The organism is Stenotrophomonas sp. BIO128-Bstrain (assembly GCF_030128875.1).
GTDB classification, from domain to species: domain Bacteria; phylum Pseudomonadota; class Gammaproteobacteria; order Xanthomonadales; family Xanthomonadaceae; genus Stenotrophomonas; species Stenotrophomonas bentonitica_A.
In genome coordinates, this window is record NZ_CP124620.1 from 62,960 (window position 1) to 89,363 (window position 26,404).

25 protein-coding genes are annotated in these 26,404 nt (G+C 67.6%); 12 read left to right on the forward strand and 13 right to left on the reverse strand.

Annotated features, from left to right (window positions below):
• Positions 1 to 54: 54 nt before the first annotated feature.
• Entirely contained in the window at positions 55 to 933 is an 879-nt protein-coding gene (locus tag POS15_RS00260; RefSeq protein WP_046274420.1) for an EamA family transporter, read from the forward strand.
• A gap of 202 nt (positions 934 to 1,135) precedes the next feature.
• On the opposite strand, the gene betA is transcribed toward POS15_RS00260, so the two are convergent.
• The 7 genes from betA to POS15_RS00295 all read right to left on the reverse strand — a co-directional run bounded on the left by betA (position 1,136) and on the right by POS15_RS00295 (position 9,752).
• Positions 1,136 to 2,806 (reverse strand): choline dehydrogenase, encoded by a 1,671-nt coding sequence (betA, locus tag POS15_RS00265; RefSeq protein ID WP_019183732.1) that lies wholly within the window; start codon positions 2,804 to 2,806, stop codon positions 1,136 to 1,138.
• 25 nt (positions 2,807 to 2,831) lie between these two features.
• Positions 2,832 to 4,304 carry a betaine-aldehyde dehydrogenase gene (gene betB / locus POS15_RS00270; protein WP_284128780.1) on the reverse strand — a complete coding sequence of 491 codons (1,473 nt, stop codon included), beginning with the start codon at positions 4,302 to 4,304 and terminating at the stop codon, positions 2,832 to 2,834.
• A gap of 36 nt (positions 4,305 to 4,340) precedes the next feature.
• The gene (betT, locus tag POS15_RS00275; protein ID WP_019183734.1) at positions 4,341 to 6,320 is read right to left on the reverse strand and encodes a choline BCCT transporter BetT; all 1,980 of its coding nucleotides are present in this window, start codon (positions 6,318 to 6,320) and stop codon (positions 4,341 to 4,343) included.
• Positions 6,321 to 6,442: 122 nt separating this feature from the next.
• Entirely contained in the window at positions 6,443 to 7,180 is a 738-nt protein-coding gene (locus POS15_RS00280; protein WP_026069860.1) for an endonuclease/exonuclease/phosphatase family protein, read from the reverse strand.
• A 50-nt stretch (positions 7,181 to 7,230) separates the two neighbouring features.
• A complete protein-coding gene (locus POS15_RS00285; protein ID WP_284128781.1) occupies positions 7,231 to 8,058 on the reverse strand; it encodes a thiol:disulfide interchange protein DsbA/DsbL in 828 nt (275 codons plus the stop codon).
• A 122-nt stretch (positions 8,059 to 8,180) separates the two neighbouring features.
• Positions 8,181 to 8,825, reverse strand: coding sequence for a thiol:disulfide interchange protein DsbA/DsbL (locus tag POS15_RS00290; protein WP_019183737.1), 645 nt, complete (start codon positions 8,823 to 8,825; stop codon positions 8,181 to 8,183).
• 129 nt (positions 8,826 to 8,954) lie between these two features.
• Positions 8,955 to 9,752, reverse strand: coding sequence for a c-type cytochrome (locus POS15_RS00295; RefSeq protein ID WP_070473673.1), 798 nt, complete (start codon positions 9,750 to 9,752; stop codon positions 8,955 to 8,957).
• A 155-nt stretch (positions 9,753 to 9,907) separates the two neighbouring features.
• Between POS15_RS00295 and yihA the strand changes: the two genes are divergently transcribed.
• On the forward strand, positions 9,908 to 10,531 hold the full coding sequence (yihA, locus tag POS15_RS00300; protein ID WP_019183739.1) for a ribosome biogenesis GTP-binding protein YihA/YsxC: 624 nt from the start codon (positions 9,908 to 9,910) through the stop codon (positions 10,529 to 10,531).
• 153 nt (positions 10,532 to 10,684) lie between these two features.
• Here the strand turns inward: yihA and POS15_RS00305 are convergent, their stop codons facing one another.
• The 3 genes from POS15_RS00305 to POS15_RS00315 all read right to left on the reverse strand — a co-directional run bounded on the left by POS15_RS00305 (position 10,685) and on the right by POS15_RS00315 (position 13,293).
• A complete protein-coding gene (locus tag POS15_RS00305) occupies positions 10,685 to 11,662 on the reverse strand; it encodes an MBL fold metallo-hydrolase (RefSeq protein WP_284128782.1) in 978 nt (325 codons plus the stop codon).
• A gap of 95 nt (positions 11,663 to 11,757) precedes the next feature.
• On the reverse strand, positions 11,758 to 12,591 hold the full coding sequence (locus tag POS15_RS00310; protein ID WP_019183741.1) for a helix-turn-helix transcriptional regulator: 834 nt from the start codon (positions 12,589 to 12,591) through the stop codon (positions 11,758 to 11,760).
• Positions 12,592 to 12,594: 3 nt separating this feature from the next.
• Positions 12,595 to 13,293, reverse strand: a complete 699-nt coding sequence (locus POS15_RS00315; RefSeq protein WP_070425924.1) for a VIT family protein — start codon at positions 13,291 to 13,293, stop codon at positions 12,595 to 12,597.
• A gap of 207 nt (positions 13,294 to 13,500) precedes the next feature.
• Here POS15_RS00315 and POS15_RS00320 point away from each other — a divergent pair, with 207 nt between their 5' ends.
• Positions 13,501 to 14,865 carry a glutamate--cysteine ligase gene (locus tag POS15_RS00320; RefSeq protein WP_046273486.1) on the forward strand — a complete coding sequence of 455 codons (1,365 nt, stop codon included), beginning with the start codon at positions 13,501 to 13,503 and terminating at the stop codon, positions 14,863 to 14,865.
• Positions 14,866 to 14,928: 63 nt separating this feature from the next.
• Here the strand turns inward: POS15_RS00320 and POS15_RS00325 are convergent, their stop codons facing one another.
• Positions 14,929 to 15,987 carry an NAD(P)-dependent alcohol dehydrogenase gene (locus POS15_RS00325; RefSeq protein ID WP_019183744.1) on the reverse strand — a complete coding sequence of 353 codons (1,059 nt, stop codon included), beginning with the start codon at positions 15,985 to 15,987 and terminating at the stop codon, positions 14,929 to 14,931.
• Between the two features lie 106 nt (positions 15,988 to 16,093).
• Between POS15_RS00325 and POS15_RS00330 the strand changes: the two genes are divergently transcribed.
• From POS15_RS00330 to fghA, 5 genes are all read left to right on the forward strand, one after another.
• A complete protein-coding gene (locus tag POS15_RS00330) occupies positions 16,094 to 16,978 on the forward strand; it encodes a LysR family transcriptional regulator (RefSeq protein ID WP_019183745.1) in 885 nt (294 codons plus the stop codon).
• 62 nt (positions 16,979 to 17,040) lie between these two features.
• Positions 17,041 to 17,496 carry a hypothetical protein gene (locus tag POS15_RS00335; protein WP_152663753.1) on the forward strand — a complete coding sequence of 152 codons (456 nt, stop codon included), beginning with the start codon at positions 17,041 to 17,043 and terminating at the stop codon, positions 17,494 to 17,496.
• Positions 17,497 to 17,592: 96 nt separating this feature from the next.
• Positions 17,593 to 17,868, forward strand: a complete 276-nt coding sequence (locus tag POS15_RS00340; RefSeq protein WP_019183747.1) for a metal/formaldehyde-sensitive transcriptional repressor — start codon at positions 17,593 to 17,595, stop codon at positions 17,866 to 17,868.
• A gap of 55 nt (positions 17,869 to 17,923) precedes the next feature.
• On the forward strand, positions 17,924 to 19,033 hold the full coding sequence (locus tag POS15_RS00345) for an S-(hydroxymethyl)glutathione dehydrogenase/class III alcohol dehydrogenase (protein ID WP_019183748.1): 1,110 nt from the start codon (positions 17,924 to 17,926) through the stop codon (positions 19,031 to 19,033).
• 48 nt (positions 19,034 to 19,081) lie between these two features.
• A complete protein-coding gene (gene fghA / locus POS15_RS00350) occupies positions 19,082 to 19,912 on the forward strand; it encodes an S-formylglutathione hydrolase (RefSeq protein WP_284128783.1) in 831 nt (276 codons plus the stop codon).
• 120 nt (positions 19,913 to 20,032) lie between these two features.
• Here fghA and POS15_RS00355 read toward each other — a convergent pair whose 3' ends face one another.
• A complete protein-coding gene (locus POS15_RS00355; protein WP_284128784.1) occupies positions 20,033 to 20,479 on the reverse strand; it encodes a universal stress protein in 447 nt (148 codons plus the stop codon).
• Positions 20,480 to 20,627: 148 nt separating this feature from the next.
• Between POS15_RS00355 and POS15_RS00360 the strand changes: the two genes are divergently transcribed.
• The 4 genes from POS15_RS00360 to POS15_RS00375 all read left to right on the forward strand — a co-directional run bounded on the left by POS15_RS00360 (position 20,628) and on the right by POS15_RS00375 (position 25,749).
• On the forward strand, positions 20,628 to 21,542 hold the full coding sequence (locus POS15_RS00360; protein ID WP_046273490.1) for a LysR family transcriptional regulator: 915 nt from the start codon (positions 20,628 to 20,630) through the stop codon (positions 21,540 to 21,542).
• Positions 21,543 to 21,722: 180 nt separating this feature from the next.
• Positions 21,723 to 23,264 (forward strand): MFS transporter, encoded by a 1,542-nt coding sequence (locus POS15_RS00365; protein WP_284128785.1) that lies wholly within the window; start codon positions 21,723 to 21,725, stop codon positions 23,262 to 23,264.
• A 17-nt stretch (positions 23,265 to 23,281) separates the two neighbouring features.
• Positions 23,282 to 24,337: an HlyD family secretion protein gene (locus POS15_RS00370; protein WP_046273492.1), complete on the forward strand. Its 1,056-nt coding sequence runs from the start codon at positions 23,282 to 23,284 to the stop codon at positions 24,335 to 24,337.
• Positions 24,334 to 25,749 (forward strand): efflux transporter outer membrane subunit, encoded by a 1,416-nt coding sequence (locus POS15_RS00375; RefSeq protein WP_046273493.1) that lies wholly within the window; start codon positions 24,334 to 24,336, stop codon positions 25,747 to 25,749. Before POS15_RS00370 ends, POS15_RS00375 begins: the two co-directional genes overlap by 4 nt.
• A gap of 42 nt (positions 25,750 to 25,791) precedes the next feature.
• Here POS15_RS00375 and POS15_RS00380 read toward each other — a convergent pair whose 3' ends face one another.
• Positions 25,792 to 26,355, reverse strand: coding sequence for a DUF3916 domain-containing protein (locus POS15_RS00380; protein WP_284128786.1), 564 nt, complete (start codon positions 26,353 to 26,355; stop codon positions 25,792 to 25,794).
• Positions 26,356 to 26,404: the final 49 nt, after the last annotated feature.

The following is a 26,404-nucleotide window of genomic DNA, read 5'->3' on the forward strand; positions in this document are numbered from 1 at the left end:
GAAGGCCCCTGCAATTGAGCATCTCCTTCGGTCGTTGCGCAATATCCTGTGCGGATGTCGACCTCCCGCCTCTCCAGCTTCTTCCCCGCCCTGGCCGTGCTCGGCTCGGTCACCTCGCTGGCCGTGGGCACCTCGTATGCCAAACAGCTGTTTCCGCTGATCGGCGCGCAGGGCACCAGCGCGTTGCGCGTGGGCTTTTCGGCGCTGGTGCTGCTGATGGTGTTCCGGCCGTGGCGCTGGACCACCTCGCGCGCCGATGCGGGGGCGATCTTCCGCTATGGCATCACGCTGGGGGTAATGAACCTGCTGTTCTACATGGCGCTGCGCACGATCCCGTTCGGTATCGCCGTGGCGATCGAATTCTGCGGGCCGCTGGCGGTGGCGATGTGGTCGTCGCGGCGGCCGGTCGATTTTGTGTGGGTCGGCTGCGCGCTGGTCGGTCTGTTGCTGCTGCTGCCGCTGGGCCATGGCGAGCCGCTGGACCCGGTGGGGGTGATGTTCGCGCTGGGCGCGGCGGTGTGCTGGGCGCTGTACATCATCTTCGGCAAGCGCGCCGGGCATCTGCCGGCCGGGCATACGGTCTCGCTGGGGCTGTGCGCGGCCGCGCTGGTGGTGGTGCCGGTCGGCGTGGCGCACGCGGGCATGGCGCTGCTGGAGCCGAGGATCCTGCTGTTCGGCCTGGGAGTGGCGATCGTCTCCAGCGCGATCCCGATGTCGCTGGAGATGATGGCGCTCAAGCGGCTGCCGAAAGAGACCTTCGGCATCCTGATCAGCATGGAACCGGCGGTCGCCGCGCTGCTGGCGATGGGGCTGCTGGCCGAGCACCTGACCCCGCTGCAATGGGCGGCGATCGGTTGCACGGTGGTGGCGTCGGTGGGCAGTACGTTGACTGCGAAACGGGCGGTGGTGCCGTTGCCCGGTGCGCCGGCGTAATCGCGCGCGATGATATCGGTAGTGCCGGCCGCTGGCCGGCTCCTCACGATCCAACGGTGCTGCGGAGCCGGCCAGCGGCCGGCACTACCAGGATTCGCGCGATGCCAGCCAGCGGCCGGCACTACCAGGATGCGAGGAGCCGGCATTGCCGGGGTTCGCGCGCCGACCAACGGGCGGCGCCCACCGGTCAATCACCCATTCCTCAGCGCCTTGCCGGTGCGTCCCCGGCGACGTAATACGCCGCCGTGCTGCGCGGCAGCGGGGCACGCCCGCGGATCCGGTCGGCGATCTTCTCGGCGATCATGATCGTGGTGGCGTTGAGGTTGCCGGTGATGATGCGCGGCATGATCGAAGCATCCACCACGCGCAGGCTTTCCATGCCATGTACGCGGCCCTGGCCATCGACCACGCTCATCGCATCGGTGCCCATCGCGCACGAGCAGGAGGGGTGGTAGGCGGTTTCGGCATGCGCGCGCACGAACGCGTCGAGTTCCGCATCGGTCTGGCACGCGGCGCTCGGGCTGATCTCGCGGCCACGGTATTCGTCCAGCGCGGGCTGGGCGATGATCTCGCGGGTGATGCGGATCGCGTCGCGGAACTCCTGCCAGTCCTGGTCGGTGGACTGGTAGTTGAACAGGATGGAAGGGTGCTCGCGCGGGTCCAGCGACTTCGCATGCACGCGGCCGCGGCTGGGCGTGCGCATCGAACCGACGTGCGCCTGGAAACCGTGCTCCTTGACCGCGTTGGTGCCGTTGTAATTGATCGCCACCGGCAGGAAGTGGTACTGGATGTTCGGCCAGTCGAACTCCTCCCGGGTACGGATGAAGCCACCGGCTTCGAACTGGTTGCTGGCGCCGATCCCGGTGCCGGCGAACAGCCACTCCGCACCGATCGCCGGTTGGTTCCACCACTGCAGCGCCGGGTACAGCGAGACCGGCTTCTTGCAGGCGTACTGCATGTACACCTCCAGGTGGTCCTGCAGGTTCTCGCCGACGCCGGGCAGGTCGTGCACCAGTGGAACGCCGAGGGCGGCCAGCAATGCCGGCGCGCCCACGCCGGAGCGCTGCAGGATCTGCGGCGAGGCGATCGCACCGGCGCACAGCAGCACCTCGCGGCGTGCGGTGGCGTCGATCGGCTCGGCGCTGTTGCCGGCCAGGTAGCGCACACCGACCGCGCGCTTGCCGGCGAACAGGATGCGGTCGGTGGTGGCGTGCACCACGATCTCCAGCCCCTCGCGGTCCTTGGCCATGTCCAGGTAACCGCGCGCAGTACTGGAGCGGCGCCCGCGCGGGGTCACCGTGCGGTCCATCGGGCCGAAGCCTTCCTGCTGGTAGCCGTTGAGGTCGTCGGTGCGCGGGTAGCCCGCCTGCACCCCGGCCTCGACCATCGCGTGGAACAGCACGTTGTTGCCGTTCTTCGGCGTGGCCACGCTGACCGGGCCGTCGCCGCCGTGATAATCGTTGGCGCCGATGTCGCGCGTTTCCGCCTTGCGGAAGTAGGGCAGCACGTCGTGGTAGCTCCAGTCCTCCAGGCCGTCGAAGCTGGCCCACTGGTCGAAGTCCATCGCGTTGCCGCGGATGTAGCACATGCCGTTGATCAGCGAGGACCCGCCCAGGCCCTTGCCGCGGCCGCACTCCATGCGCCGGTTGTCCATGTAGGGTTCCGGCTCGGTTTCATAGGCCCAGTTGTAGCGCCGGCCCTGCAGCGGATAAGCCAGTGCGGCCGGCATCTGGGTGCGGAAATCCATCCGGTAATCCGGCCCGCCGGCTTCCAGCAGCAGCACGCTGACGCCGGCGTCTTCGGTGAGGCGAGCGGCCAGCGTGTTGCCGGCTGAACCGGCGCCGATGATGATGTAGTCGTACTCACGCTTCATCGCGGTGTCTCCTGGTAAGGCCGGTTCAGAACACCGACGCGTAGCGGTCCAGTTCGATCTGGATGGATTTGGTGCGGGTGTAGGCGCGCAGCGTGGCCAGCCCGTTCTCGCGGCCGACGCCGGACTGCTTGTAGCCGCCCACCGGCATCTGCGCCGGCGATTCGCCCCAGCTGTTGACCCAGCAGATGCCGGCCTCGAGCAGATGGATCAGGCGATGCGCGCGCGCCAGGTCCGGCGTCACCACACCGGCGGCGAGACCGTAATCGGTGTCGTTGGCGCGGCGCACGGCCTCGTCTTCGTCGTCGTACGCCAACAGGCTCATCACCGGTCCGAAAATCTCTTCGCGCACGATGCGCATGTCATCGAGGCAATCGCTGAAGATCGTCGGTGCCACATAGCAGCCCTTGCCCAGCGCGCCGTCGGTCAGCCGTTCGCCGCCGCAGACCAGGCGTGCCCCCTCGGCCTTGCCGCTGGCGATGTGCTCAAGCACGCGCTGCATGTGCGCGGCGCTGACCAGCGGGCCGAAGTTGGTGTCCTTGGCCAGCGGGTCGCCGATGCGGATGCGCTTGACCCGTTCCATCAGTTTGGCTTCGAACGCGGCCAGGGTGCTGCGTGGCACGAACACGCGGGTGCCGTTGGTGCACACCTGGCCGGAGCTGTAGAAGTTGGCCATCATCGCCACGTCGGCGGCCAGGTCCAGATCGGCGTCGGCGCAGATGATCAGCGGCGACTTGCCGCCCAGCTCCATGGTGACGTCCTTGAGCGTGGAACTGGATGCGCTGGCCATGACCTTGCGGCCGGTGGCGGTGCCGCCGGTGAAAGAGATCTTCTCGATCAGCGGGTGCTCGGTCAGCGCCGAGCCCACACCGGCGCCATCGCCGGGCAGCACGTTGAACACGCCATCGGGCAGGCCGGCCTCGGTGAAGATTTCCGCCAGCTTCAGCGCGGTCAGCGGGGTGACTTCGCTGGGCTTGAAGATCATCGCATTGCCTGCGGCCAACGCGGGGGCGGCCTTCCACAGCGCGATCTGGATCGGGTAGTTCCAGGCGCCGATCGCACCGACCACGCCCAGCGGCTCCTGGCGGGTGTAGAAGAAGCTGCTCTCCCGCAGCGGTACCTGGCTGCCTTCCAGCCCGTGCATGACGCCGGCGTAGTACTCCAGCACGTCCGCGCCGGTGACCACGTCCACGCTGAGTGTTTCGCTCAGCGCCTTGCCGGTGTTGCGCGATTCCAGCTCGGCCAGCGCATCGTTGCGCTCGCGCAGCAGTGCCACCGCACGCAGCAGAATGCGCGAGCGCTCCACGGTGGTCAGCGCCGCCCACACTTTCTGGCCGGCCTGTGCGCTCTCCACCGCAGCGTCGAGATCGTCGCTGTTGGCGCTGTGGACGTTGGCGAGCAGCTCGCCATTGGCCGGGTTGATGACCTCGAAGGTCTTGCCGCCCCGGGAGGGGACGTAGCGGCCGCCGATGTAGAGCAGCTGGTCGGGGAAGGTGGGCATGTCGATGACTCCTTTGCAGCGGGAGACCAGCGGGCGTCAGCGCGTGAGATGCAGGAACTGCAGGTGACGCTCGTACTGGTCGATGATGTCGTTGATGATCTGCTGGCGGCTGTAGCCGAACAGCTCGTAGTCCTGTCCACCTTCATAGAGGTGCACTTCGGCGCGGTAGTAACGCTGGTTGCGGAAGCGCTGCGCGGCGAACGAAGGCGTGAGGTAGCCGCGCATGATCACCTGGTAGGTGAACACCTGCTGCTCGCCATGGTCCACCAGCAGTTCCATGTGGCCCGGCTCGAACTTCGTCTGCACGTCCAGGCCCTGTTCGAGCAGCTGCGCGGCAACCGCTTCGATCGCCGGCTTCACATCGGTATCCATGAACCGGTACACCTCGTCGCGTACCGGGAAATGCACTGCCTGGGTGATGCGCTGGCGCCAGCCGCGCTGATGCCGCGATTGCCCGATCAACGGGATCGGCGAGTACTGCGAGGCCTTCTTGCGCTGCGACTCTTCGCCCAGCGCACGGGTCAGCCCCCACAGCATCAGCAGCAGCACCACCGAGAACGGCAGCGAAGCCAGCACCACGGCGGATTTGAGTGCATCCATGCTGCCGGCCAGCAGCAGCCCGGCGGTGACCAGCCCGGTCATCACGCCCCAGAACACGCGCAGCCAGCGCGGGCCGTCGTCTTCGGGATTGCCGCCCTGCGAGGACAGCGTGGACAGCACGACCGTGCCGGAATCGGCCGAGGTGACGAAGAAGATGAAGCTGACGATCACCGTGACGGCGATGACGGCGCGGCTCCATGGGTAGCTTTCCAGCAGCGCGTACAGCACGGTCGGTGGGTTCTCCACCGCCATCTGCGCCAGGTGCACCTGGTCATGGTGCAGGATCTGGTCAAGCGCGCTGTTGCCGAAGATCGACAGCCAGGCCAGGGTGAACCCCAGCGGGATCAGCAGCACGCCCAGCACGAACTCACGGATGGTGCGGCCGCGCGAGATGCGCGCGATGAACAGGCCCACGAACGGCGCCCAGCCGATCCACCAAGCCCAGTAGAACACCGTCCAGTTGCCCAGCCAGTCCGGGCGCCCGCCGTAGGCGTACACATCGAAACTCTTGCCGACCACGTTGCCCAGGTAGTCGCCCATGTTCTGGATGAAGGCGTTGAGCAGGTACTGGGTGGGGCCGGCAAACAGCATGAACAGCAGCAGCGAGATCGCCAGCAGCATGTTGATGTTGGACATCCAGCGCACGCCTTTCTCCACCCCGGAGACGGCCACGGTGATCGCCGCGCCCATCATCAGCACGATCAGCCCGACCTGCACCCAGGCCGCATGCGGCACCGGGAACAAGGTGTTCAAGCCGGCGTTGAGATGCAGCACGCCAAAGCCCATGTCCGCGCCGAGGCCGAACACGGTGGCCACGATGCCCAAGGCATCCACGGTGTAGCCGATCGGCCCGTTGATGCGCTTGCCGATCAGCGGATACAGCGCCGAGCGCAGTGCCAGCGGCAGGTTGTGGCGATACGCGAAGTAGGCCAGCGCCATCGCCGCCAGCGCGAACACGCCCCAGCCATGCAGGCCCCAGTGCAGGAACAGCAGCTGCATCGCCTGGCGCGCGCTGGCCTCGCCACTGCCGGTGCCGCCCTGCGGCGGCAGCAGGTAATGGGTCAGCGGCTCGGAGACGCAGAAGAAGAACAGGGTGATGCTGATGCCGGCGGCGAACAGCATGCCGGCCCAGGACAGATAGCTGAACTCCGGTTCGTCATGGTCCGCGCCCAGCTTGACGCTGCCATAGCCGGACAACGCCACGCCGACCACGAACACCAGGTACACGGTCATCGCCAACAGGTAATACCAGCCGACATTGCGCGAGGCCCAGGTCTGGGCATCGAGCAGCATCACGCCGGCATCGATCGGAAACACGGTGACCAGAATGGCGAATGCCGCCACGATCGTGGCGGCAAGCAGGAACACGGGTCGAAGCGTGCGCACCTCGGACAGAGGCGGCTCCACGGTACTCATGGGGTGGGGGATACTCCCGGTGCCGGAGCGGCAGACGGCGGGATTTATCGCACAGGCGCTGTGGACAGCCTGTTTACACGCTCACGATGCCCGCCGCGCAAGGGCGGCGGGTGACCAGGGGGTCAGCGCAGCGCGCTGGTCGGCACATCGATCGACATCGCCAGTGCGAGGTGATCGGAGAACGCGGCCGGCACGGCTTCGGCGCTGCGTTGCTGCAGGCCATCGCTGAGCAGGATGTGGTCGATCGCCCGGTCCGGGCGCCAGCTGGGGAAGGTCGGCACCACGCAGCCCGGCGGCTGCAGCGTCGTCTTCTGGTACAGCACCTGCATTTCCGGTCGCTCGGCCAGGCAATTGAAATCGCCCATCAGCACGGCGTTGGGGTGGTCGGACAGCAGATCGGCAATGAAGGCCAATTGCGACATTCGCGAATTGGTCCCCAAGGACAGATGCGCCACCGCCACCGCCAGGCCCTGGCTGCCTTCGCCGAACTTGGCCAGCAACACGCCGCGCCCACCGATCCGGCCGGGCAGGGCGTGGTCCTGCACCTCGACCGGCTCCAGCTTGCTGAGCAGGCCGTTGGCGCTGGAGGCCACCCCGCCCATGCGGCGGTTGGGCTGGTGGCTCCAGTAATTGAAGCCGGCACGCTCGGCCAGATAGTGGGTCTGGTTGGTGAAGCCCGAGCGCAGGCTGCCGGGGTCGGCCTCCTGCAGGCCGACGATGTCGTGTTCGCGGGCCATCTGCGCGATGGCATCCAGGCTGGTTCGCTTGCGCCCGGCCGGCAGTGCGTGCGACCAGCTGCGGGTCACGTAATCACTGTAACGGCGGGTGCTCGAACCGGCCTGGATGTTGGCCGTCAGCAGGCGCAGGGTCCGCGTGTGGGGGGAGGTCACGACGGTTGGCTATCGCAGGATCAGTTGGCCTTGGCCGCGCGTTCGCGCGCGATCAGGTGATCGGCGATGCGCAGCATGTCCGGGAAGCCCTTGCCCTTGACCAGGTACTTGCCATTGACGATCACCGACGGGGTGCCGCTGATCTTGCTGCGCTGGGCGAACTGCTTGGCCGAGTTGGTCTTGGCGTTGATGGCGAAGCTGCCCATCATCGCGGCGAACTGCTTCGGGTCGGCGCCGTGCTTGCCGTAGAAGTTGGCGATATCTTCGACCGAATCACGGCCGCGCTCGCCCTTCAGGCTCTGCTCGGCGTGGATCGCCGCGTACATGGCTTCGTGGGTCTTTTCCTGCAGGCCCATGGCCTGCGCGGCATAGAACGCACGGCCGTAGTCATCCCAGGTACCGCCGAACATGGCCGGCACGTAGACGAAGCTGACGTCGCTCGGCAGGCCGGCCTTCCACGGTCCGATCAGCGGCTGGAACGCGGCGCAGGCCGGGCACACGTAACCGAAGATCTCGGCGACTTCGATCTTGCCGGTGGCCGGCTGGAACGGCTGGCCGTTTTCGATCACCACGTAGTCGGTGCCGGCGACCGGTTCCGGGCCGGTCGGGCGCGAGGAGGCGGGGGCGGGCGCCGGGGTGGTGGCGTCGGCAGCGGCGGTCTCGGCGGCGGCGGTTTCACCGCTGGCGGCCGGGGCCTGCTCGGTCGGCGTGGCCGTTTCGGTAGCCGGGGTGCTGCTCGGGGCGGCCGGTTCGGCCGGGGCGGTGGTGTTGGCGGTACCGTCCTGGGCCTTGCAGGCGGCCAGGATCGGCAGCAGGGCCATGAGCGTAATGGCGAAACGGGTCTTCATCGAAGCATCTCCAGCGGATGAGCATGTTGGGGCCGACGCTGGGAGCGTCGGCCACGGAAGCATGATGACACGCGGAAACGAGCGTCCCGCGTGCACGGTGCGTGATGGTTCAGCGAGCGCTGTCAGAGCGCCTTGCCGCTGCGCGCGCGGGCGATCAGGGCATCTGCATTGCGCAACATGGACTCGAACGAGTCGCCTTTGACCAGGTACACGCCGTTGACGATCAGCGTCGGCGTACCCGGCACCTTGGTGCGCAGGGCGAAGGCGCGGGCGGCCTTGACCTTGGCATCCACCGCATCGCTCCTGAGCGCGGCGATGTACTGCGGCGGCGCCACGCCGAAGCCCTGGTAGAACGCGGCCAGTTCGTCCGGCGAGACGTTCTGCATCGGCAGCGAGCCCTTCTCATGCAGGGCATCGAACATCGCGCGGTGGCTGCGCTTGGCCACGCCCAGCTGATCGGCAGCGTAGTAGGCGCGGGCAAACGAATCCCAGACACCGCCGAAGGCGGCCGGCACCGGGGTGAAACGGACGTCCTTGGGCAGCTTGGCGGCCCAGGCTTCCAACTGCGGCTCGAAATGCGCGCAGTGCGGGCAGGTGTAGCCGAACATCTCCACGACTTCGATCTTGCCGGCCAGCGGCGCGAACGGTCCGGCGTCGGCGATGCGGTCGTAATCCTTGCCCTCCACCAGCGGGGCCGGGGGGGCAGCGAGGGTGCTCAACGGGCTCAGGGCCAGCAGCAACAGCATCAGGCGGGGCATCAACGTCATCTACATCCATCTCCATACAGAAAAAACGACGCCGGCCCAGTCGCCGGCGTGGCAGTGAACATACCCCGCCAGCCAAGGCGGCCGCATCTGTCATCCGACCAAGGGGATGCGCTGCGGTGTGGGCGGTGGTCAGGGTGCCTGCGCGCCCCCCGCGACCGGCGTTGCCGCAGCCACGTCATCGGCGCGGTTGTGCAGGCCCTGCAGGTAACTGGCCAAGGCCTGGATTTCCTGCTCGGTCAACGACTTGGCGATCGTGGCCATGATCTGGAAGTGGGCCTTGTCGGTTTCCTGGGTGGTCCCGGCCTGGTACTCCTGCAGGCGACGCGCGACATAGGCCGCGTGCTGGCCACTGATATGCGGGTAGGCCGGGCCCGGGTTGCCGGCGCCGGTGGGGCCGTGGCAGGCCATGCAGGCAGGGATGCCACGCTCGGCATCACCCCCGCGATACAGCTGCTGGCCGATCTCATAGAACTTCCTGCCGGCATACGGGCCTTCGGTGACCGCGCCATCGTCGGCGATGCCGGCCGTGGCCTTCTGCGTGGCGAAATAGGCGCCGATGTCGCGCATGTCCTGCGGGGTGAGGTCCTGCACGAACGGCACCATTGCCGCCGAGGCGCCGGAGGTGCGCTGGCCATTGGCGATCAGGGCCATCTGCTGGGCGCTGTAGCGCTCGCTCTGGCCGGCGATGCTCGGGTACATCTCCACCGTGGAGTTGCCATCGGCCGAGTGGCAGGCTGCGCAGGCCGCGGCCTTGGTCTGCCCGGCCTTGGGATCGCCCCAGGTGGTTTTGCTGAAATCGACCTCCAGCGAGGCGGTCCTGATCGGCCCGTTGTCCGGCAACGGGGTGATCGAGGTCTGGGCAACGGCAACGGCGGCGAGCAGCGAGACAGCAAGTGCGGAAACGGCAAGAACGCGAGCATGGCGCATGCGGAAGCTCCGTGTGGACCGGCCTGGCGGTTGCGGGACCGCAACCACGGGGATCGCCCGATTATCAACGCCGTTTCACGCCACGGTCAACGCAGGGCGCAGCAAAACCGGGGGCAGACAGCGCGGAGCAGCCCCGGACATGCGATCCTATGCCCATGTCATTGCTCCTCGAACGCGCCCAATACCTGCTTTCGGCCCACAACACCCGGCAATTGCCGGAAGACGTGGGCGCGGAAGTCGCCTTTGCCGGTCGCTCCAACGCCGGCAAATCCAGTGCCCTCAACGCCCTCACCCGCCAGAACAGCCTGGCCCGGGTCTCCAAGACCCCCGGCCGCACCCAGCAGCTGGTGTTCTTCGAGGTCACCCCGGAGGCCAAGCTGGTCGATCTGCCCGGTTACGGCTACGCCAAGGTCCCGCTGGACCTGCAGGCGCACTGGCAGGCCTTCATCGACCAGTACTTCCGTACCCGCGAGGCCCTGCGTGGCCTGGTGGTGGTGATGGACATCCGTCACCCGCTGAAGGACTACGATCGCCAGATGCTGGCCTATGCCGTGCAGCGCGGCCTGCCCGCGCACGCGCTGCTGACCAAGGCCGACAAGCTTGGCCGTGGCCAGCAGGGCATCGCCCTGCAGAAGGTGCGCAAGGAACTGCATTCCTCGTTCGGCGACACCGTCAGCGTGCAGACCTTCTCCGGCCCCGCCCGCCAGGGCGTGGATGAAGCCCGCGGGATCATCGGCGGCTGGCTGGGCCTGAACAAGCCGGCGCCCGAAGCGGCCTGATCCGGGCGTTGCCGCGGTCCAACGGGCCGCGCGGCGCCGGGTAGTGCCGGCCGCTGGCCGGCTGCTCTTTCCATCAGATGTATCGGGAGCCGGCCAGCGGTCGGCACCACCCGAATGCGCCTGACGCCCCGTGTACGGCGCGGTCGTGTCCCCTCATTTCGCCGGTAACGGCGCGAATTCGCCCGGCACCCAGGCGAACGCCTCTCCTTCACGCCGGACATGGCCCAGCCCTGGGAACGGCAGGTGCGCGCCGGCCACCCACCAGCCCTGATCCGCAGCCTGCGCCATCATCCGGCGCCGACTGGCGATCGCAGCCGTGCGGTCGCTGTCGGCTTCATAGGAGGCCTGCGGCTGGGCGAACTGCACGGCATGGAAATGCACGAGGTCGCCCCACACCAGCAGCTGCTGGCCGGCGCCACCATCGATCCGGTAAGACACATGCCCGACGGTGTGGCCGTGGCTGTCCAATGCGGTGATCCCGGTCGGCAACGTGTCGCCAGGGGCAAAGCGCTTCAATTTCCCGCTCGCTTCATACGGTGCCACCGCCTTGCGTGCCAATGCGAAGGCAAACCGGACGCCCTGCGGCGCGGTGGCTTCACTGGCCGGATCCAGCCAGAACGCCGCATCGGCGGCGGACAGCCACACCGTGGCATTCGGGTAGGCCAGCGTGTCCTGCGCATCCAGCAGGCCACACAGGTGGTCGGGGTGGGCGTGGGTCAGCACGACATCATCCACCTCGGCCGGGTCATAGCCGGCCTTGCGCAGGTTGCCCAGCACCTGGCCCAGCCCGGGGCCGAAGCACTGCGCGGTGCCGGTATCGACCAACGTCAGGTGATCGCCCTGCTGCACCAGGTAGGCGTTGACCGCGGTCTGCAGGCCTTTGCCATCCTCGGGCACGTAGCGGTGATCGAGCAGGCGGGTGACCGCGCCGGGAGCGATCCCGACGAGTTCCTGTCGGCCCAGTGCGACCGTGCCGTCGAACAGGGCAGTGACCTGCAACGTGCCGATCTGCTGGTGGTAGACGCCGGGCACCTGCCCGCGCGGGGTGTGTGTGGTGGTGGCCAGTGCCGGGCCGGCGGCAACGGCCAGCAGCAGCGCCGTGGCGAGCGTGCGAATGCGGGGAAACGACATGTCAGGATCCGAACGGAGCGGCAGTGCCGCGGTGTCTCCATGCTGCGCGTGCCGCCTGCTGCGATCCGCTCAGAATGCCGCGCGATCCGCTCGCCTCAGCTGTTGCCGATCGCCGCCGGTTCCAACCCGTAACGTTCGGCGAAGCGCTTGTTGAAGCTCCCCAGCGAGCGGTAGCCCACGCGCGCAGCCACCGTTTTCAGCGGCAACCGGGTGGTGTAGAGCAGGCTCATGGCATGCGCCAGCCGCGCATCGGTGATCAGCTCGCGCACGCTGGACTGCTCGCTGGCCAAGCGCCGCCGCAGGGTCGCACCGCTGAGCCCGAGCTGCGCTTCGAAATCGCGTGACTGCCAGTCGCGCTCGGGCTGGGCCGCGATCAGATCGCGGATGCGATCAGCCACGCTGGGCTCGGGTGGAATCAGCAGGCTGCCATGTCCGCGCCGGCAGAACGCCACGGCCAGCCCGGCCAGCGCCAACCGCGCTTCGGTGTAGTGGCCCTGCTCCAGCGCCTGCCGCCATTGCAGCAGCGTCGCGCCATGCTCGGCCAGCGGCAGCCGTGCCAGCGCGTCACCGGCGTCGGGCAGGGGCTCGTTCCACAGCGCCCGGGCGGCCGTGAGCGCTTCGGCGCACAGCGGCACGATCGCACTGAGGTACAGGCCGCTGTGCGGATCGGGAATGTTGACCACATCGATGCGGCAGCGACGGGTGATCAGGAACAGATCGCCCGGGGCGAATTCCAGGGATTGCTGCGCGGTGCGAACCTGCTTGCGTCCCTGCAGGAGGATGGCGAACTGTGGCTGCGGGATGTCCACCGAGGAGGCGCCATGCTCGCGGCGTGCGGTGATGCAGGCGTAGCCATCGGCGCGCTGGCAGTCGGCCAGGCTGGCCAGTCTCGCCAGCAGCGAAGCGGTGGTATCGATCGGGATGGACATGGCTCAGCCTGCCACGTTGAACAGGTGTCCGACCAGCGCCGCCGCAGCCATCGCAATGGCACCCCAGAACGTGACGCGCAACGCACCGCGCAGGCGCGGGGCACCGCCGGCGTGCGCGGCCAGCGTGCCGGTCAGGCACAGCCCCAGCAGCGTCACCATGGTGGTTGCCTGGCCGACGTAGGCATGCGGGGCGAGCAGGGCGGTCAGCACCGGCAACGCCGCGCCGCTGACGAAGGCACCGGCCGAGGCCATCGCTGCCTGCATCGGGCGCGCGCGCAGCTCTTCGGTGATGCCCAGCTCATCACGGGCGTGGGCGCCCAGCGCGTCGTGCGCCGTCAGCTGGGTGGCTACCTCGTGCGCCAGCGCGGGGCTCAGCCCACGCTGCCGGTAGATGGCCGCCAGCTCTTCCAGCTCGCTGTGCGGGTCTTCGTGCAGCTCGCGCTTTTCCACCGCCAGGTCGGCCAGCTCGGTATCGGCCTGCGACTGCACCGAAACATACTCGCCAGCCGCCATCGACATCGCACCGGCCACGGTCCCGGCGATGCCGGTGGCCAGGATGGTCGACGCCGTGGCACCACTGGCCGCGATGCCGACCACCAGCCCGGCCACCGAGACGATGCCGTCATTGGCGCCAAGCACGGCGGCACGCAGCCAGCCGACGCGGTCGGAGCGATGGACTTCCGGATGTCGGGATCGACTCATTGGATCAGTTTAGGGGGTCGCGACGGCCCGCGGCGGAATGACTCGCAGCCGCGGCGGGGGCGACGCAGCGTCAAGCCCATGCCAGTAGGATGCTGAAAACCGTCACGGTGACACGACGGCAGGGGACGCCACGATATAGTGCGCCCTTGCGATGCGGGGGCGCGAACCCCACATCCCCGCCCTGACCAGAATTCTGCGAGCCTCCCCTTGTCGAGCCCCAGCCACGTCGCCGAGACGCCGATCACCGACCGTAATGAACTGGTCGCCACGTTGGCCTCCGGCGAAAAGCCCCAGGCGCAGTGGCGCATCGGCACCGAGCACGAGAAGTTCGGCTTCCGCCTGGACGATCTGCGCCCGCCCACCTTTGATGGCGACCGCGGCATCGAAGCGCTGCTCAACGGCCTGACCCGCTTCGGCTGGGACCCGGTGCAGGAAGACGGACGCACCATCGCACTGCTGCGCGACAACGCCTCGGTGACGCTGGAACCGGCGGGCCAGCTGGAGCTCTCCGGCGCGGCGCTGGAAACCATCCACCAGACCTGCGTGGAAACCGGCACCCACCTCAACGAGGTGGCGCAGGTGGCCGGCGAACTGCAGCTGGGCTTCCTCGGCATGGGCTTCCAGCCGAAGTGGACGCGCGATGAAATGCCGTGGATGCCCAAGGGCCGCTACAAGATCATGCGCGAGTACATGCCCAAGGTCGGCACGCTCGGCCTGGACATGATGACCCGCACCTGCACGGTGCAGGTCAACCTGGACTACGCCACCGAAGCGGACATGGTGAAGAAGTTCCGGGTGTCGCTGGCGCTGCAGCCGATCGCCACCGCGCTGTTCGCCGATTCGCCGTTCACCGAAGGCGCGCCGAACGGCTACCAGAGCTACCGCTCGCACATCTGGACCGACACCGACAACGATCGCACCGGCATGCTCGACTTCGTGTTCGAGGACGGCTTCGGTTACGAGCGTTACGTGGATTACCTGCTTGATGTGCCGATGTACTTCTCCTACCGCGATGGCAGGTACCACGATGCCAGCGGCCAGAGCTTCCGCGATTTCATGGTCGGCAAGCTGCCGGTGCTGCCGGGCCAGCTGCCCACGCTGCGCGACTGGTCGGACCACATGACCACCGCCTTCCCCGAGGTGCGGTTGAAGAAGTACCTGGAAATGCGCGGCGCCGATGCCGGCCCGTGGAGCCGCCTGTGCGCGCTGCCCGCGTTCTGGGTGGGCCTGCTGTACGACGATGCCGCGCTGGATGCCGCCTGGGACCTGGTGCGTGATTTCAGCCTGGTCGAACGCAACGTCCTGCGTGATGGCGTGCCGCGCCATGGGCTGAAGCTGCCGTTCCGCAACGGCACCGTGCTGGACCTGTCGCGCGAGGCCCTGAAGATCGCCGTGGCCGGCCTCAAGCGCCGCGCTGCGCGCAACGCCGATGGCCAGGACGAAAGCAAGTTCCTGGAGGTGCTGCAGGAGATCGTCGATTCCGGGTTGACTCCGGCCGACCGCAAGCTGGCGCTCTTCCACGGCGAGTGGGGCGGCAACATCGATCCGGTGTTCAAGGAATTTGCGTACTGAGTTCGCATTGATCAACAAAAAACCCCGGCATTGCCGGGGTTTTTTCATGCCTGTGCGTAAAGATCAGGCGGCCTTTTCCAGCGTGCCCATGTCGATCACGAAGCGGTAGCGAACGTCGTTCTTCGCCATGCGCTCCCAGGCCTCGTTGACGGTCTTGATGTCGATCACTTCCACATCGCTGACGATGTTGTGCTCGGCACAGAAGTCCATCATCTCCTGCGTTTCGGCCATGCCGCCAATCGCCGAGCCGGTGATGTGCTTGCGGCCGAACATCATCGCAGCGCCCATCAGCGGCGGATCCAGCTCGGTCAACACACCGACCAGGCACATCGTCGCATCGCGCTTGAGCAGGCCCATGTACGGGTTGGTGTCGTGGCTGACCGGGATGGTGTTGAGCAGGAAATCGAAGCTGCCGGCGTGGGCCTTCATCTGCGCCGGATCGCGCGAGACCAGTACTTCATCGGCGCCCAGGCGCTTGGCATCGGCACCCTTTTCCGGGGTGGTGGTGATCATCACCACGGTGGCGCCCATCGCCTTGGCGAACTTCACGCCCATGTGGCCCAGGCCGCCCAGGCCGATGACGCCGACCTTCTGGCCGGGGCCGACCTTCCAGTGGCGCAGCGGGGAGTAGGTGGTGATGCCTGCGCACAGCAGCGGTGCGGCGGCCTTGAGGTCGAGCGTCTCGGACACCTTCACCACGAAGCGCTGCTCGACCACGATGTGGTCCGAGTATCCGCCGAAGGTCGGCTGGCCGCTCTCGCGCTCGGTGCTGTTGTAGGTGAAGGTGGCGCCCTTCTCGCAGTACTGCTCCAGATCTTCGTCGCAGGCGGCGCAGTGGCGGCAGGAATCGACCATGCAGCCGACGCCGGCGAAGTCACCCACCTTGAAGCGGGTGACGTTGGCACCGACCTCGGTCACGCGGCCGATGATCTCGTGGCCGGGCACCATCGGGAACTTGGAACCACCCCAATCGTCGCGGGCCTGGTGCAGGTCGGAGTGGCAGATGCCACTGAAGAGAATCTCGATGCGGACGTCATCGGGACCGGCCGGGCGACGTTCGAAGGAGAACGGCACCAGCGGCGCGGTCTGGTCGTGCACCGCATAACCATGGGCGAGGGACATGGGGAATCCTTGGCAGGTTTGTAGAAAGGCGCTTTACAATACGCCCCGATCCCGTGCACAAAAAGTCAGGATATCGGCATGATTCATCAAGTGAAACGGGATAATCATGGCCACTGACAACCTGACCCACCTCGCCGCCTTCGCCGCCGTGGCCCGCCACCGCAGCTTCCGCAAGGCCGGGGCGGAGCTGGCGCTGTCCACCTCGGCGGTCAGCTACGCGATCCGCGCGCTGGAAGAACGTCTGGGCGTGGGTCTGTTCCATCGCACGACCCGCAGCGTCGCCCTCACCGAAGCCGGCCAGCGCCTGCTCGAGCGCCTGCAGCCCGCGCTGGGGCAGGTGCATGACGCATTGGAAGAGATGAACCACTTCCGCGCGGCACCGGCCGGCCTTCTGCGCATCAACGCCACCCGCGCCGCCGTCCAGACCCAGCTCGGCCCACGCCTGGCGAAGTTCCTGCTCGCGCACCCGGATGTGCGTTTGGAGTTGGCCCAGGACGATGGCCTGGTGGACATCGTCGCCGGCGGTTACGACGCTGGCGTGCGCCTGCACGAATCGGTGCCGGAAGACATGGTGGCCGTGCCACTGGGGCCGGCGCTGCGCGGCCTGATCGTGGGTGCGCCCTCCTATCTGGCGGGGCGGGAGATACCGCAGCACCCCCGTGATCTGCATCGGCACGAGTGTGTGCGGTTCCGCTTCGCCAGCGGCCATCTCTACAAGTGGCAGTTCGAACGCGATGGCCAGGCTCTGGAGATCGACGTGCCCGGGCGCCTCACGTTGGGTGATCAGAACACGATCCTGCAGGCGGTGGTGGACGGGTTGGGGCTGGCCTACGTGCTGGAAGATTCCGCACGCCCGTATCTCGACGACGGCCGGCTGGTTGCCGTGCTGGAGGACTGGAGCGAGCCGTTCGCCGGCTTTGCGGTGTATTACCCACGGCAGCGGCAGATGTCGTCTGCGCTGCGGGCGTTCATTGATCTGCTGCGGGGGTAGCGGCTGCGGGCGGCATCTGCCCTGGATGCTCGTTCTTCAAAGGCGGATGCTGCATTCTGCGCATGCACCTCGCATCTGCTGGACGTATCTGGCGTCGAGTAGTGCAGATCCACGGCCTGTCCTCATCAACGGTGAAATGGATGCGTAACCGACGATTTGTGAACATTCTGGCGATGGTCGGCGGTGCCGTCCTTGCGCTGTACGCGGTGCTGATCCTGACGATCGCAACGACGGGAAATGTTACGCAGGGTCGCGCAGCACTGGCGTGTGGCGGGGCAGGGCTGCTGCTTGTCGCGGCGCCGTTGCTGGCCCTGCCATTCTTCCCGCGTTTTGCAAGGGCGCTCGCGCTGCTGGCGTTGGTCAGTTTCGCAGTGCTCGCGGGCTGGCTCGCGTTCTGGCCCCAGCCGACCATCACGCCTGATCCGCTCGTTCGGACGGCGGTAGTGGCGTTTGCGGTGTTGGTTGCCGGTCGCATCTATCTGGTACGCCGCCGCCGACCCTCGGGTCATCAGCCCTGATCAGCCCTGATCAGCCCTGCTGCGGAACCCACCGCGAAGGGGATTCCGTGGATGCTGTATACTCACCCCCAGTATAGTTAACCGGCCTTTTGCCCCATGCCCCATTCCCCGCAGGAAAAAAAGCGCGTTCTCGCCCGGGTCCGTCGGATCCGCGGCCAGTGCGATGCACTCGACCGCGCGCTGGAAGCCGGGGCCGAGTGCGGGCCGGTGCTGCAGCAGATCGCCGCGATCCGTGGTGCCGTCAACGGGCTGATGTCCGAAGTGATGGAGGCGCATCTGCGCGAAGAGTTCGGGCAACCGGCCCAATCCGATGCGCAGCGCGATGAGCGCGTGCGCGAGATGAGCATGCTGATCCGTTCCTATCTGAAATGAGTGCGCGGGTGCCCGCGTACTGCCCATCTTTGTTCCCTGCCTTGGAGTGCTTCCCATGAAATCCCGTGCCGCCGTTGCCTTCGCCGCTGGCGAACCGTTGAAGATCGTCGAGATCGATGTCGCGCCGCCGCAGAAGGGCGAAGTGCTGGTCAAGATCACCCACACCGGTGTCTGCCACACCGATGCGTTCACGCTGTCCGGCGATGATCCGGAAGGTCTGTTCCCGGCGGTGCTCGGCCATGAAGGCGCGGGCATCGTGGTCGAAGTGGGCGAGGGCGTCACCAGCGTCAAGCCGGGCGACCACGTGATCCCGCTGTACACCGCCGAGTGTGGTGAGTGCCTGTTCTGCCAGAGCGGAAAGACCAACCTGTGCGTGGCCGTGCGCGCCACCCAGGGCAAGGGCGTGATGCCCGATGGCACTACCCGCTTCAGCTACAACGGCGAACCGATCTACCACTACATGGGCTGCTCCACCTTCAGTGAGTACACCGTGGTGGCCGAAGTCTCGCTGGCCAAGATCAATCCGGAAGCCAACCCGGAACACGTCTGCCTGCTCGGCTGCGGCGTGACCACCGGCATCGGCGCGGTGCACAACACCGCCAAGGTGCAGGAAGGCGATTCGGTGGCGGTGTTCGGGCTGGGCGGCATCGGCCTGGCGGTGATCCAGGGCGCGCGCCAGGCCAAGGCCGGCCGCATCTTCGCGATCGATACCAACCCCTCCAAGTTCGAACTGGCCAAGCAGTTCGGCGCGACCGATTGCATCAACCCCAAGGACCATGACAAGCCGATCCAGCAGGTCATCGTGGAGATGACCACGTGGGGCGTGGACCATACGTTTGAATGCATCGGCAACGTCAACGTGATGCGCGCCGCGCTGGAATGCGCGCACCGTGGCTGGGGCCAGTCGGTGGTGATCGGTGTGGCCGGCTCGGGCCAGGAAATCTCGACGCGTCCGTTCCAGCTCGTCACCGGCCGCTCGTGGAAGGGCACCGCCTTCGGTGGCGTCAAGGGCCGCAGCCAGCTGCCGGGCATGGTCGAAGACGCCATGAAGGGCGATATCGAACTGGCGCCGTTCGTGACCCACACGATGGGCCTGGACGAGATCAACGATGCGTTCGACCTGATGCACGAAGGCAAGTCGATCCGCTCGGTCGTGCATTTCTGAGCTACCACGGGCGGCGCGCGATCCGCGCCGCCCCTACGGAGAATCCCCATGGAACGCATCGAACACCGCGCCGCGTCCGGCGGTTGGCAGGACGTGTACAGCCATGCCTCGCAGGTGCTGGGCTGCGAGATGAATGTCGCCGTCTACCTGCCGCCGCAGGCGGCCACGCAGAAGCTGCCGGTGCTGTACTGGCTGAGCGGGCTGACCTGCAACGAACAGAACTTCATCACCAAGGCCGGCGCGCAGCGCTATGCCGCCGAGCACGGCGTGATCCTGGTCGCGCCGGACACCAGCCCGCGCGGCGATGACGTCGCCGATGCCGAAGGCTACGACCTGGGCAAGGGCGCTGGTTTCTATCTGAACGCCACCGAGCAGCCGTGGGCGGCGCACTACCGCATGTACGACTACGTGGTGGACGAACTGCCGGCCCTGATCGACGCGCATTTCCCGACCACCGGCGCGCGCGGCATCAGCGGCCACTCGATGGGGGGCCACGGTGCGCTGGTGATCGCCCTCAAGAACCCCGGTCGCTACAAGAGTGTGTCGGCGTTTTCGCCGATCGTCGCGCCGACACGCGTGCCGTGGGGCCAGAAAGCGTTCACTGCCTACCTGGGCGAGGACCGCGCCAGCTGGGCGGCCTGGGATGCCAGCGAACTGGTGGTCACGGCCACCGAGCGCCTGCCATTGCTGGTCGACCAGGGCGGTGGCGATGAGTTCCTCGACAACCAGCTGCAGCCGCAATGGCTGCAGGCCGCCTGCACGGCGGCCGGTCATCCGCTGACGTTGCGCCTGCAGCCCGGTTACGACCACAGCTACTACTTCATCAGCAGCTTCATCGGCGAGCACATCGCACATCACGCCAAGGCGCTGTACGCCTGAGGCACACCGGTGGACCCGCCGCTGGGCGGCGGCAACGCGCGCCGAACCGGGCCGGGCAAGGGGCCCGGCACGGCCCGGGGGTGCGCGCCTGGGCCTGGCACCTCACTCGGCGTGCCCCGCTCAGGTCTCGCCACCGCGCACTTCCACCAGCACCGGGCACGGCGCATGGTCCACCGTCCATTGCCCGACCGAGCGGTCCAGCAGGCGCTCCATCCGTGACAGGTGGCGGTGGCCGATGACGATCAGGTCGCAGCCGTGCTGGCGGGCATGGTCGCAGATCACCTGCGCCGGTTCGCCGGCCGGGTGATGCCCGAGGCCATCGATGCCGCGCTCGCGAAGGCGGCCGAGCGCGTTGGAAAGCAGCTGTTCGGCCTGGTGGACCTGGGCGTCGGCGGCCGGATACTCGGCGTGCTCGGCACGGGGCGCGTCGTCGGCCAGCGCGAAGGCCGGGTCAAGCACGCACAGCAGGTGCAGGCGCGAGGCAGGGCCGGCCAATGAGGCCGCCAGCTCCAGTACCTGCGCATGCTGGGGGCCGCCATCCAGGGCAACGAGGATCTTGGTGAACATCGGCATTCTCGGAAGAGGGGCCGCTAGGGTCGCCTACTGCCCGCACTGGACCCATACCGTGTGCCGCAGGCGAGTAGTGCGTGCAACGCACGAATAGGGGGTTTGGAGTGCAGTAAAGTCACCGCCACACGTTGAAGGTGATACTGCCGTGACCATGCCCGATCTGAACTTGCTCATCGCCCTGGATGCCCTGATCGAGGAGGGCAGCGTCGTGGGTGCGGCGCGGCGGATGAACCTCAGTGCCCCGGCGATGAGCCGCACCCTGGGCCGCATCCGCGAGGCGCTCGGCGATCCGGTGCTGGTCCGTGCCGGCCGCGGGCTGGCTCCGACCCCGCGCGCGCTGCAGCTGCGCGAGCAGGTGCGTGGGGTGATCGAGCAGGCACACCTGGTGTTCAACGCCGGCCGCGAGGTCGACATGATGACGCTGGAACGCACCTTCAGCATCCGCGCCAATGATGTGTTCGTCGGCACCTACGGTGGGCGGATGCGCGAACTGTTCAAGGCGCAGGCGCCGTGTTCGGTGCTGCGCTTCGTCCCCGAGGGCGATGGTGATGACGACGCGATGGAGCAGGGCCGGATCGATCTGCACATCAGCGCCGCCGGCAAACTCAGTGCCGATACCAAGGTGCAGAACCTGTTCAGCACCTCGTTCTTCGGTGCCGCGCACGAGGCCCACCCGATCTTCGCCGGGGAGATCACCGCCGAGCGCTTCGTGGCCTTCGACCACATTGCCGTATCGCGTCGTGGCCGTTGGTATGGCCCGATCGATGAGGATCTGGAGGCGCTGGGCCTGAGCCGGCGGGTCGCGCAGATCATGCCGACCTTCCACTCGGCGATCTTCGCCGCAGCCGATTCGGACCTGATCCTGCCGCAGATGCCCAGTGTGATGCTGGCCCGGCTGGAACGCCTCGGGGTTCCGCTGCGCCTGTTCGAGCTGCCGATTCCGGTGCGTAGCGCGATTGTCGTGCAGGCATGGCATCCCCGCCTGGACAGCGACCTGGCGCATCGCTGGCTGCGCCGCAGCATCAAGGCGATGTGCGACGCGGAGCCCACGCAGGCCTGACCGGCAACGGCCAGGTCCACCCGCAAGGCGACCGGCGAGGCGTGCGCGTGACGCACGCCAGCGATGGCCGACGCAGCATTTTTCGCAACATCGGCCCTGCCTAGACTGCCGCTCCCCGTCGTGGAGTGGCCTCATGTCCCTGTTGTTCCCACTGCCCCATCCGCCCGCCGGCGGTGCACGATGACTGCCGTGCCCGCGCCGCTGCCGATGGCGACTGCTGCACCGGCTGCACTGCCGGCGCAGACGGCGTTCGGCCTGCGCCTGGTGGTCGGCCTGTGCGGTGTGTTGTTGGCCGTGCTGATCTCGGGCATCAACGAAAACGTCACCAAGGTAGCGCTGGCCGACATCCGGGGCGCGATGGGCTTCAGCGTCGATGACGGCAGCTGGATCATCGCGCTGTACACGGCGATGTCGGTCAGTGCGATGGCGTTCGCACCGTGGTGTGCGGTGACCTTCTCGCTGCGCCGCTTTGCGATGGTGATGATCGGCGCCTTCATGGTGCTGGGCGTGGTGTGCCCGTTCGCGCCGGACCTGCCCTCGTTCATGATCCTGCGTGCGCTGCAGGGCCTGGCCGGTGGGGCGCTGCCGCCGCTGCTGATGAGTGTGGCGCTGCGTTTCCTGCCGCCGGGCATCAAGTTGTACGGCCTGGCCGGTTACGCACTGACCGCGACCTTCGGGCCGAGCCTGGGCACGCCGATGGCGGCCCTGTGGGTGGAGTTCGTGGGCTGGCAGTGGGCGTTCTGGCAGATCGTGCCGTGGTGCCTGGCCGCGCTGGGCATGGTGGCCTGGGGGCTGCCACAGGATCCACTGCGTCTTGAACGGTTCGCGCAGTTCAACGGTGTCGGCCTGGCACTCGGGTTTCCGGCGCTGGTGATGCTGGTGATCGGGCTGGTGCAGGGCCCGCGCCTGGAGTGGTTCGCCTCGCCGTTGATCTGCCTGCTGCTCGGTGGCGGCAGCGGACTGCTGGCGTTGTTCCTCTACAACGAATGGTCGCACCCGCTGCCGTTCTTCAAGCTGCAGTTGCTGGCCAACCGCAATCTGAGCTACGCCCTGATCACGCTGGGTGGCGTGCTGTTCGTGCTGCTGGCGGTGATCATGATTCCCTCCAGCTTCCTTGCCAAAGTGCAGGGGTACCGACCGCTGCAGACCGCGCCGATGCTGCTGTGGGTCGCGCTGCCGCAGCTGATTGCATTGCCGCTGGTGGCCACCCTGCTCAACCAGCGCCGGGTGGACAGCCGCTGGGTGCAGGCGATCGGCCTGGGCCTGCTGGCACTGGCCTGCGGCCTCGGTGCGCAGCTGACCACCGAGTGGCACCGCGACAACTTCGCATGGCTGCAGGTGATCCAGATCATCGCCCAGCCGATGGCGGTGCTGCCGTTGCTGCTGCTGGCCACCGGCAGCCTGGCGCCGACCGATGGCCCGTTCGCCTCGGCGTGGTTCAACACGGTCAAAGGGTTTGCCGCGGTGCTTGCCGGCGGCGTACTCGAGGCGGTCACCACCGTGCGCAGCCACCTGCATTCGACCGTGCTGGTCGACCGGATCGGCAACGCGCCCTGGCTCGACGCCAGCACCGCGCCAGGGTTGGGTGCTCGCCTGCACGCGCAGGTGGTGGCGCTGACCTCGGCCGATCTCTATCTCATCGTGGCGTGGGTGGCGGTGGCGCTGATCGCGCTGATTCCGTGGTTGCCCACACGCATCCATCCGCCACGTGCCGTGGCTTGAATCCAAGGAACTCCCCCGTGTCCCTGCATCGCAACTCCGTTCCCTTCGTCATCGCCGCCGGCCTGCTGCTGTTCGCTGGCGGTGCCTGGTGGCTGCTGCGCGACGGCCGCCATCAAACCACCAACAATGCCTATGTCACCGCGGACTTCACCGTGGTCGCGCCGAAGATCGCTGGCTTCGTCAGCGAGGTCCGCGTGCAGGACAACCAGAGAGTCAAGGCGGGCGATGTGCTCGCACGCATCGATGACCGCGATTACCAGGTCGCGCTGGCCACGGCCCGGGCGGATCTTGCCAATGCGCGGGCGCAACTGGCCAGCGCGCAGGCCGCACTGGCGCAGCAGGGCTCGGTGATCGACCAGGCCCAGGCCGGTGTGGATGTCAGTCGCGCCGAACTCCGTCTCGCCCAAGCCGATCAACGCCGTTACCAGGCCTTGGCCAGTGATGGCGCAGGCACCGTGCAGAACGCGCAGCAGGCGCAGTCGCGCCAGGCCGTGGCCGGTGCGCACCTGCAGCAGGGCACCGCTGCCGTACTCAATGCGCGCCAACGCATCGCGCTGCTGAGCGCCAGCGTGCAGTCCGCGCAGGCCGCCGTGCAGCGGGCTGAAGCCGCGCAGGCCCGAGCCGAACTGGATCTGTCGCACACCGAGCTGCGTGCGCCGATCGATGGCATGGTCGGCCGCCGCGCCGTACGCGTGGGCGCTTACCTCACCCCGGGCACGCCGGTGCTCGCGGTGGTGCCGCTGCAGCAGGCCTTCGTGGTCGCCAACTTCCAGGAAACGCAGATGACCCGGATGCATGCCGGGCAACGTGTGGATGTACAGGTGGATGTGTTCCCCGGCCAGCCGCTGCACGGCCGGATCGACAGCATCGCCCCGGCCACCGGCGTGACCTTCGCCGCGATCGCGCCGGAGAACGCCACCGGCAACTTCACCAAGGTGGTGCAGCGGATTCCGGTCAAGATCGTGCTCGACGAAGGCCAGCCGCTGGCGAACAAGCTGCGCGCGGGCATGTCGGTGGAGGCCAGCGTCGACCTGGACAGCGGCCATCGCGGCCTGGAAGGAGAGGGCGCATGACCGGCAAGGCAGCGTGGCGCGCGCTTTCGCTGGGCGCGCTGTGTGCGGCCTTGACGGCCTGCACGCTGGGCCCCGACTTTGTGCGCCCGACCGCGCAGCTACCCGCCGGCTGGCAGGGCGCTGCGGTCAGCGCGGACGCCCTGGCCAGCGATGCACAGTGGTGGGCCGGCTTCGAGGATCCCACCCTGGCCGCGTTGGCCGCGCAGGCGCTGCAGGCCAACCTGGACATCCAGCTGGCCGCCAACCGCGTGCAGCAGAGCCGTGCCGCGCGCGGCGTCATCGCCGCCGACCGCGCGCCCGCGGTGAGTGCCAGCGCCAGCGGCGTGCGCGCACGCAACAGCGAAATGGGCCTCAACGATCCGTCAGGCAACGGCGGGCGGGAGGATTACGGCCTGTTCCAGGCCGGTGTCGGCATGAGCTGGGAGCTGGACCTGTGGGGCCGCGTGCGGCGCCAGGTGGAGGCAGCCGACGCGCGCATCCAGATAGCCGATGAGGACGCCCATGCGGTGCAGACCGCCGTGCTGGCCGAAACCGCACGTGACTACCTGCAGCTGCGTGCGACCCGCCAGCTGTTGGCCATTACCGAGGACAACCTGCGCATTGCACGCGACATCGCGCGATTGACCCGCGTCCGTCAAACGCAGGGCGTGGCCAGCACCCTGCAGGTGGCCAGTGCCGCCGCCCAGGTGGCGGCGCTGGAGGCCCGTCTAGTGCCGTTGCGGCATCGCGATGCTCAGTTGCGCAACGCACTGGCGATGCTGCTTGGCTACCCCCCGAGAACGCTGGATGCAGACCTTGCCGACATCCGCCGCGACTGGCCGGCATTGCCCACTATGGCCACCGGACTGCCCAGCGAGCTGGCCGAGCGCCGCCCGGACATCCGGCGCGCCGAAGCGGCCTTGCATGCGGCCACCGCCTCGATCGGCGTGGCCAAGGCCAGCTTCCTGCCACGGATCACCCTCAACGGCGACATCGGCTACCAGGCGCAGCAGCTGGACGATCTGGATGGCTGGAACGCGCATCGCTTCAGCATCGGGCCGTCGATCAGCCTGCCGATCTTCCAGGGCGGCCGGCTCAAGGCCAACCTCGCGCTGAGCCGGCTGCAGCAGCAGCAGGCGGGGCTGCAGTTCCAGCGCACCGTGCTGCAGGCCTGGCACGAAGTAGACGATGCGATCGATGGCTACGCCGCCGAGCAGCAGCGCGGGGCCGCGCTGCAGGTTGCGGTGGACCAGAGCGAACGCGCGCTGGACGCGGCGCGCCGCCAATACCAGGCGGGTGTGGTGGACATGCTGGACGTGCTTACCACCCAGCGCATCGCGCTGGACAACCAGGCCGCGCTGGCCAACAGCCAGGCCACTGCCGCCATCGCCCGGGTGGATCTGTACCGCGCGCTGGGCGGCGGCTGGCAATGACATGGAAACGCCGGGCCATGTGCTGCGGACCCGGCGGATACATCAATGCTCCTCCGCCACCTCGCCGTAGAACCAGTATTCCTGCTCCAATCCGTCATCGTGTTCGGTAGGAGGAATACTGACCTGCACGCCGCGCTCCTGAACGCCTTCGGGCAGGGCGAGTTGCCACTCGTCGGCCAGGCTGCGTGAGGTGATTGCGGTAACCTGGCCATCCGCTGTGGTGGCCACATGCCCTTGGAAGTAGTCTTCGTCGAGATAGAGGCAGATCTCGCTTGCGAACATGCCTGGCCAAGCGATGCAGCAGGTCACCCGCACGGCCGCCTGCGAAACAGGGCGTGACTGGATCAGGTTGGTGCATGCGGCAATGAGCGATTGGGCGCAGGCCCGCTGGATTTCCCGTGTGGAGGCAGGACCCTCGATCAGGTCGGCACGGGTGGGAATCTTGTAATTCCAGTAGCGGGCTTCATTGCCCAGGGCTTCTGGGGAGGGAAATGCACCGCTGAAGGAGCCGGCCCACTGTTGCAGGTTGCGCAGCCGGCGTGGAGCGTCGCGCAGCTTCTTCTTGCCGCGCGTACCCGGCCGGGTGATGGCATGATTGTTTCTCATCCCGACAGTGTGCCAGCCGCATGATCGGTGCGCTGGAAAGCGCCAACCA

Bases quoted from the DNA above. Each gene is read 5' to 3' on its own strand.
- POS15_RS00305 (WP_284128782.1), bottom strand. From the start codon at position 11,662: ATGTCGTTTCCCCGCATTCGCACGCTCGCCACGGCGCTGCTGCTGGCC.
- POS15_RS00335 (WP_152663753.1), top strand. From the start codon at position 17,041: ATGCACCTCGCATCTGCTGGACGTATCTGGCGTCGAGTAGTGCAGATC.
- POS15_RS00260 (WP_046274420.1), top strand. From the start codon at position 55: ATGTCGACCTCCCGCCTCTCCAGCTTCTTCCCCGCCCTGGCCGTGCTC.
- POS15_RS00325 (WP_019183744.1), bottom strand. From the start codon at position 15,987: ATGTCCCTCGCCCATGGTTATGCGGTGCACGACCAGACCGCGCCGCTG.
- fghA (WP_284128783.1), top strand. From the start codon at position 19,082: ATGGAACGCATCGAACACCGCGCCGCGTCCGGCGGTTGGCAGGACGTG.
- POS15_RS00365 (WP_284128785.1), top strand. From the start codon at position 21,723: ATGACTGCCGTGCCCGCGCCGCTGCCGATGGCGACTGCTGCACCGGCT.
- betA (WP_019183732.1), bottom strand. From the start codon at position 2,806: ATGAAGCGTGAGTACGACTACATCATCATCGGCGCCGGTTCAGCCGGC.
- POS15_RS00340 (WP_019183747.1), top strand. From the start codon at position 17,593: ATGCCCCATTCCCCGCAGGAAAAAAAGCGCGTTCTCGCCCGGGTCCGT.
- POS15_RS00310 (WP_019183741.1), bottom strand. From the start codon at position 12,591: ATGTCCATCCCGATCGATACCACCGCTTCGCTGCTGGCGAGACTGGCC.
- POS15_RS00355 (WP_284128784.1), bottom strand. From the start codon at position 20,479: ATGTTCACCAAGATCCTCGTTGCCCTGGATGGCGGCCCCCAGCATGCG.
- POS15_RS00295 (WP_070473673.1), bottom strand. From the start codon at position 9,752: ATGCGCCATGCTCGCGTTCTTGCCGTTTCCGCACTTGCTGTCTCGCTG.
- POS15_RS00380 (WP_284128786.1), bottom strand. From the start codon at position 26,355: ATGAGAAACAATCATGCCATCACCCGGCCGGGTACGCGCGGCAAGAAG.
- yihA (WP_019183739.1), top strand. From the start codon at position 9,908: ATGTCATTGCTCCTCGAACGCGCCCAATACCTGCTTTCGGCCCACAAC.
- POS15_RS00290 (WP_019183737.1), bottom strand. From the start codon at position 8,825: ATGACGTTGATGCCCCGCCTGATGCTGTTGCTGCTGGCCCTGAGCCCG.
- betT (WP_019183734.1), bottom strand. From the start codon at position 6,320: ATGAGTACCGTGGAGCCGCCTCTGTCCGAGGTGCGCACGCTTCGACCC.
- POS15_RS00375 (WP_046273493.1), top strand. From the start codon at position 24,334: ATGACCGGCAAGGCAGCGTGGCGCGCGCTTTCGCTGGGCGCGCTGTGT.
- POS15_RS00315 (WP_070425924.1), bottom strand. From the start codon at position 13,293: ATGAGTCGATCCCGACATCCGGAAGTCCATCGCTCCGACCGCGTCGGC.
- POS15_RS00330 (WP_019183745.1), top strand. From the start codon at position 16,094: ATGGCCACTGACAACCTGACCCACCTCGCCGCCTTCGCCGCCGTGGCC.
- POS15_RS00345 (WP_019183748.1), top strand. From the start codon at position 17,924: ATGAAATCCCGTGCCGCCGTTGCCTTCGCCGCTGGCGAACCGTTGAAG.
- betB (WP_284128780.1), bottom strand. From the start codon at position 4,304: ATGCCCACCTTCCCCGACCAGCTGCTCTACATCGGCGGCCGCTACGTC.
- POS15_RS00285 (WP_284128781.1), bottom strand. From the start codon at position 8,058: ATGAAGACCCGTTTCGCCATTACGCTCATGGCCCTGCTGCCGATCCTG.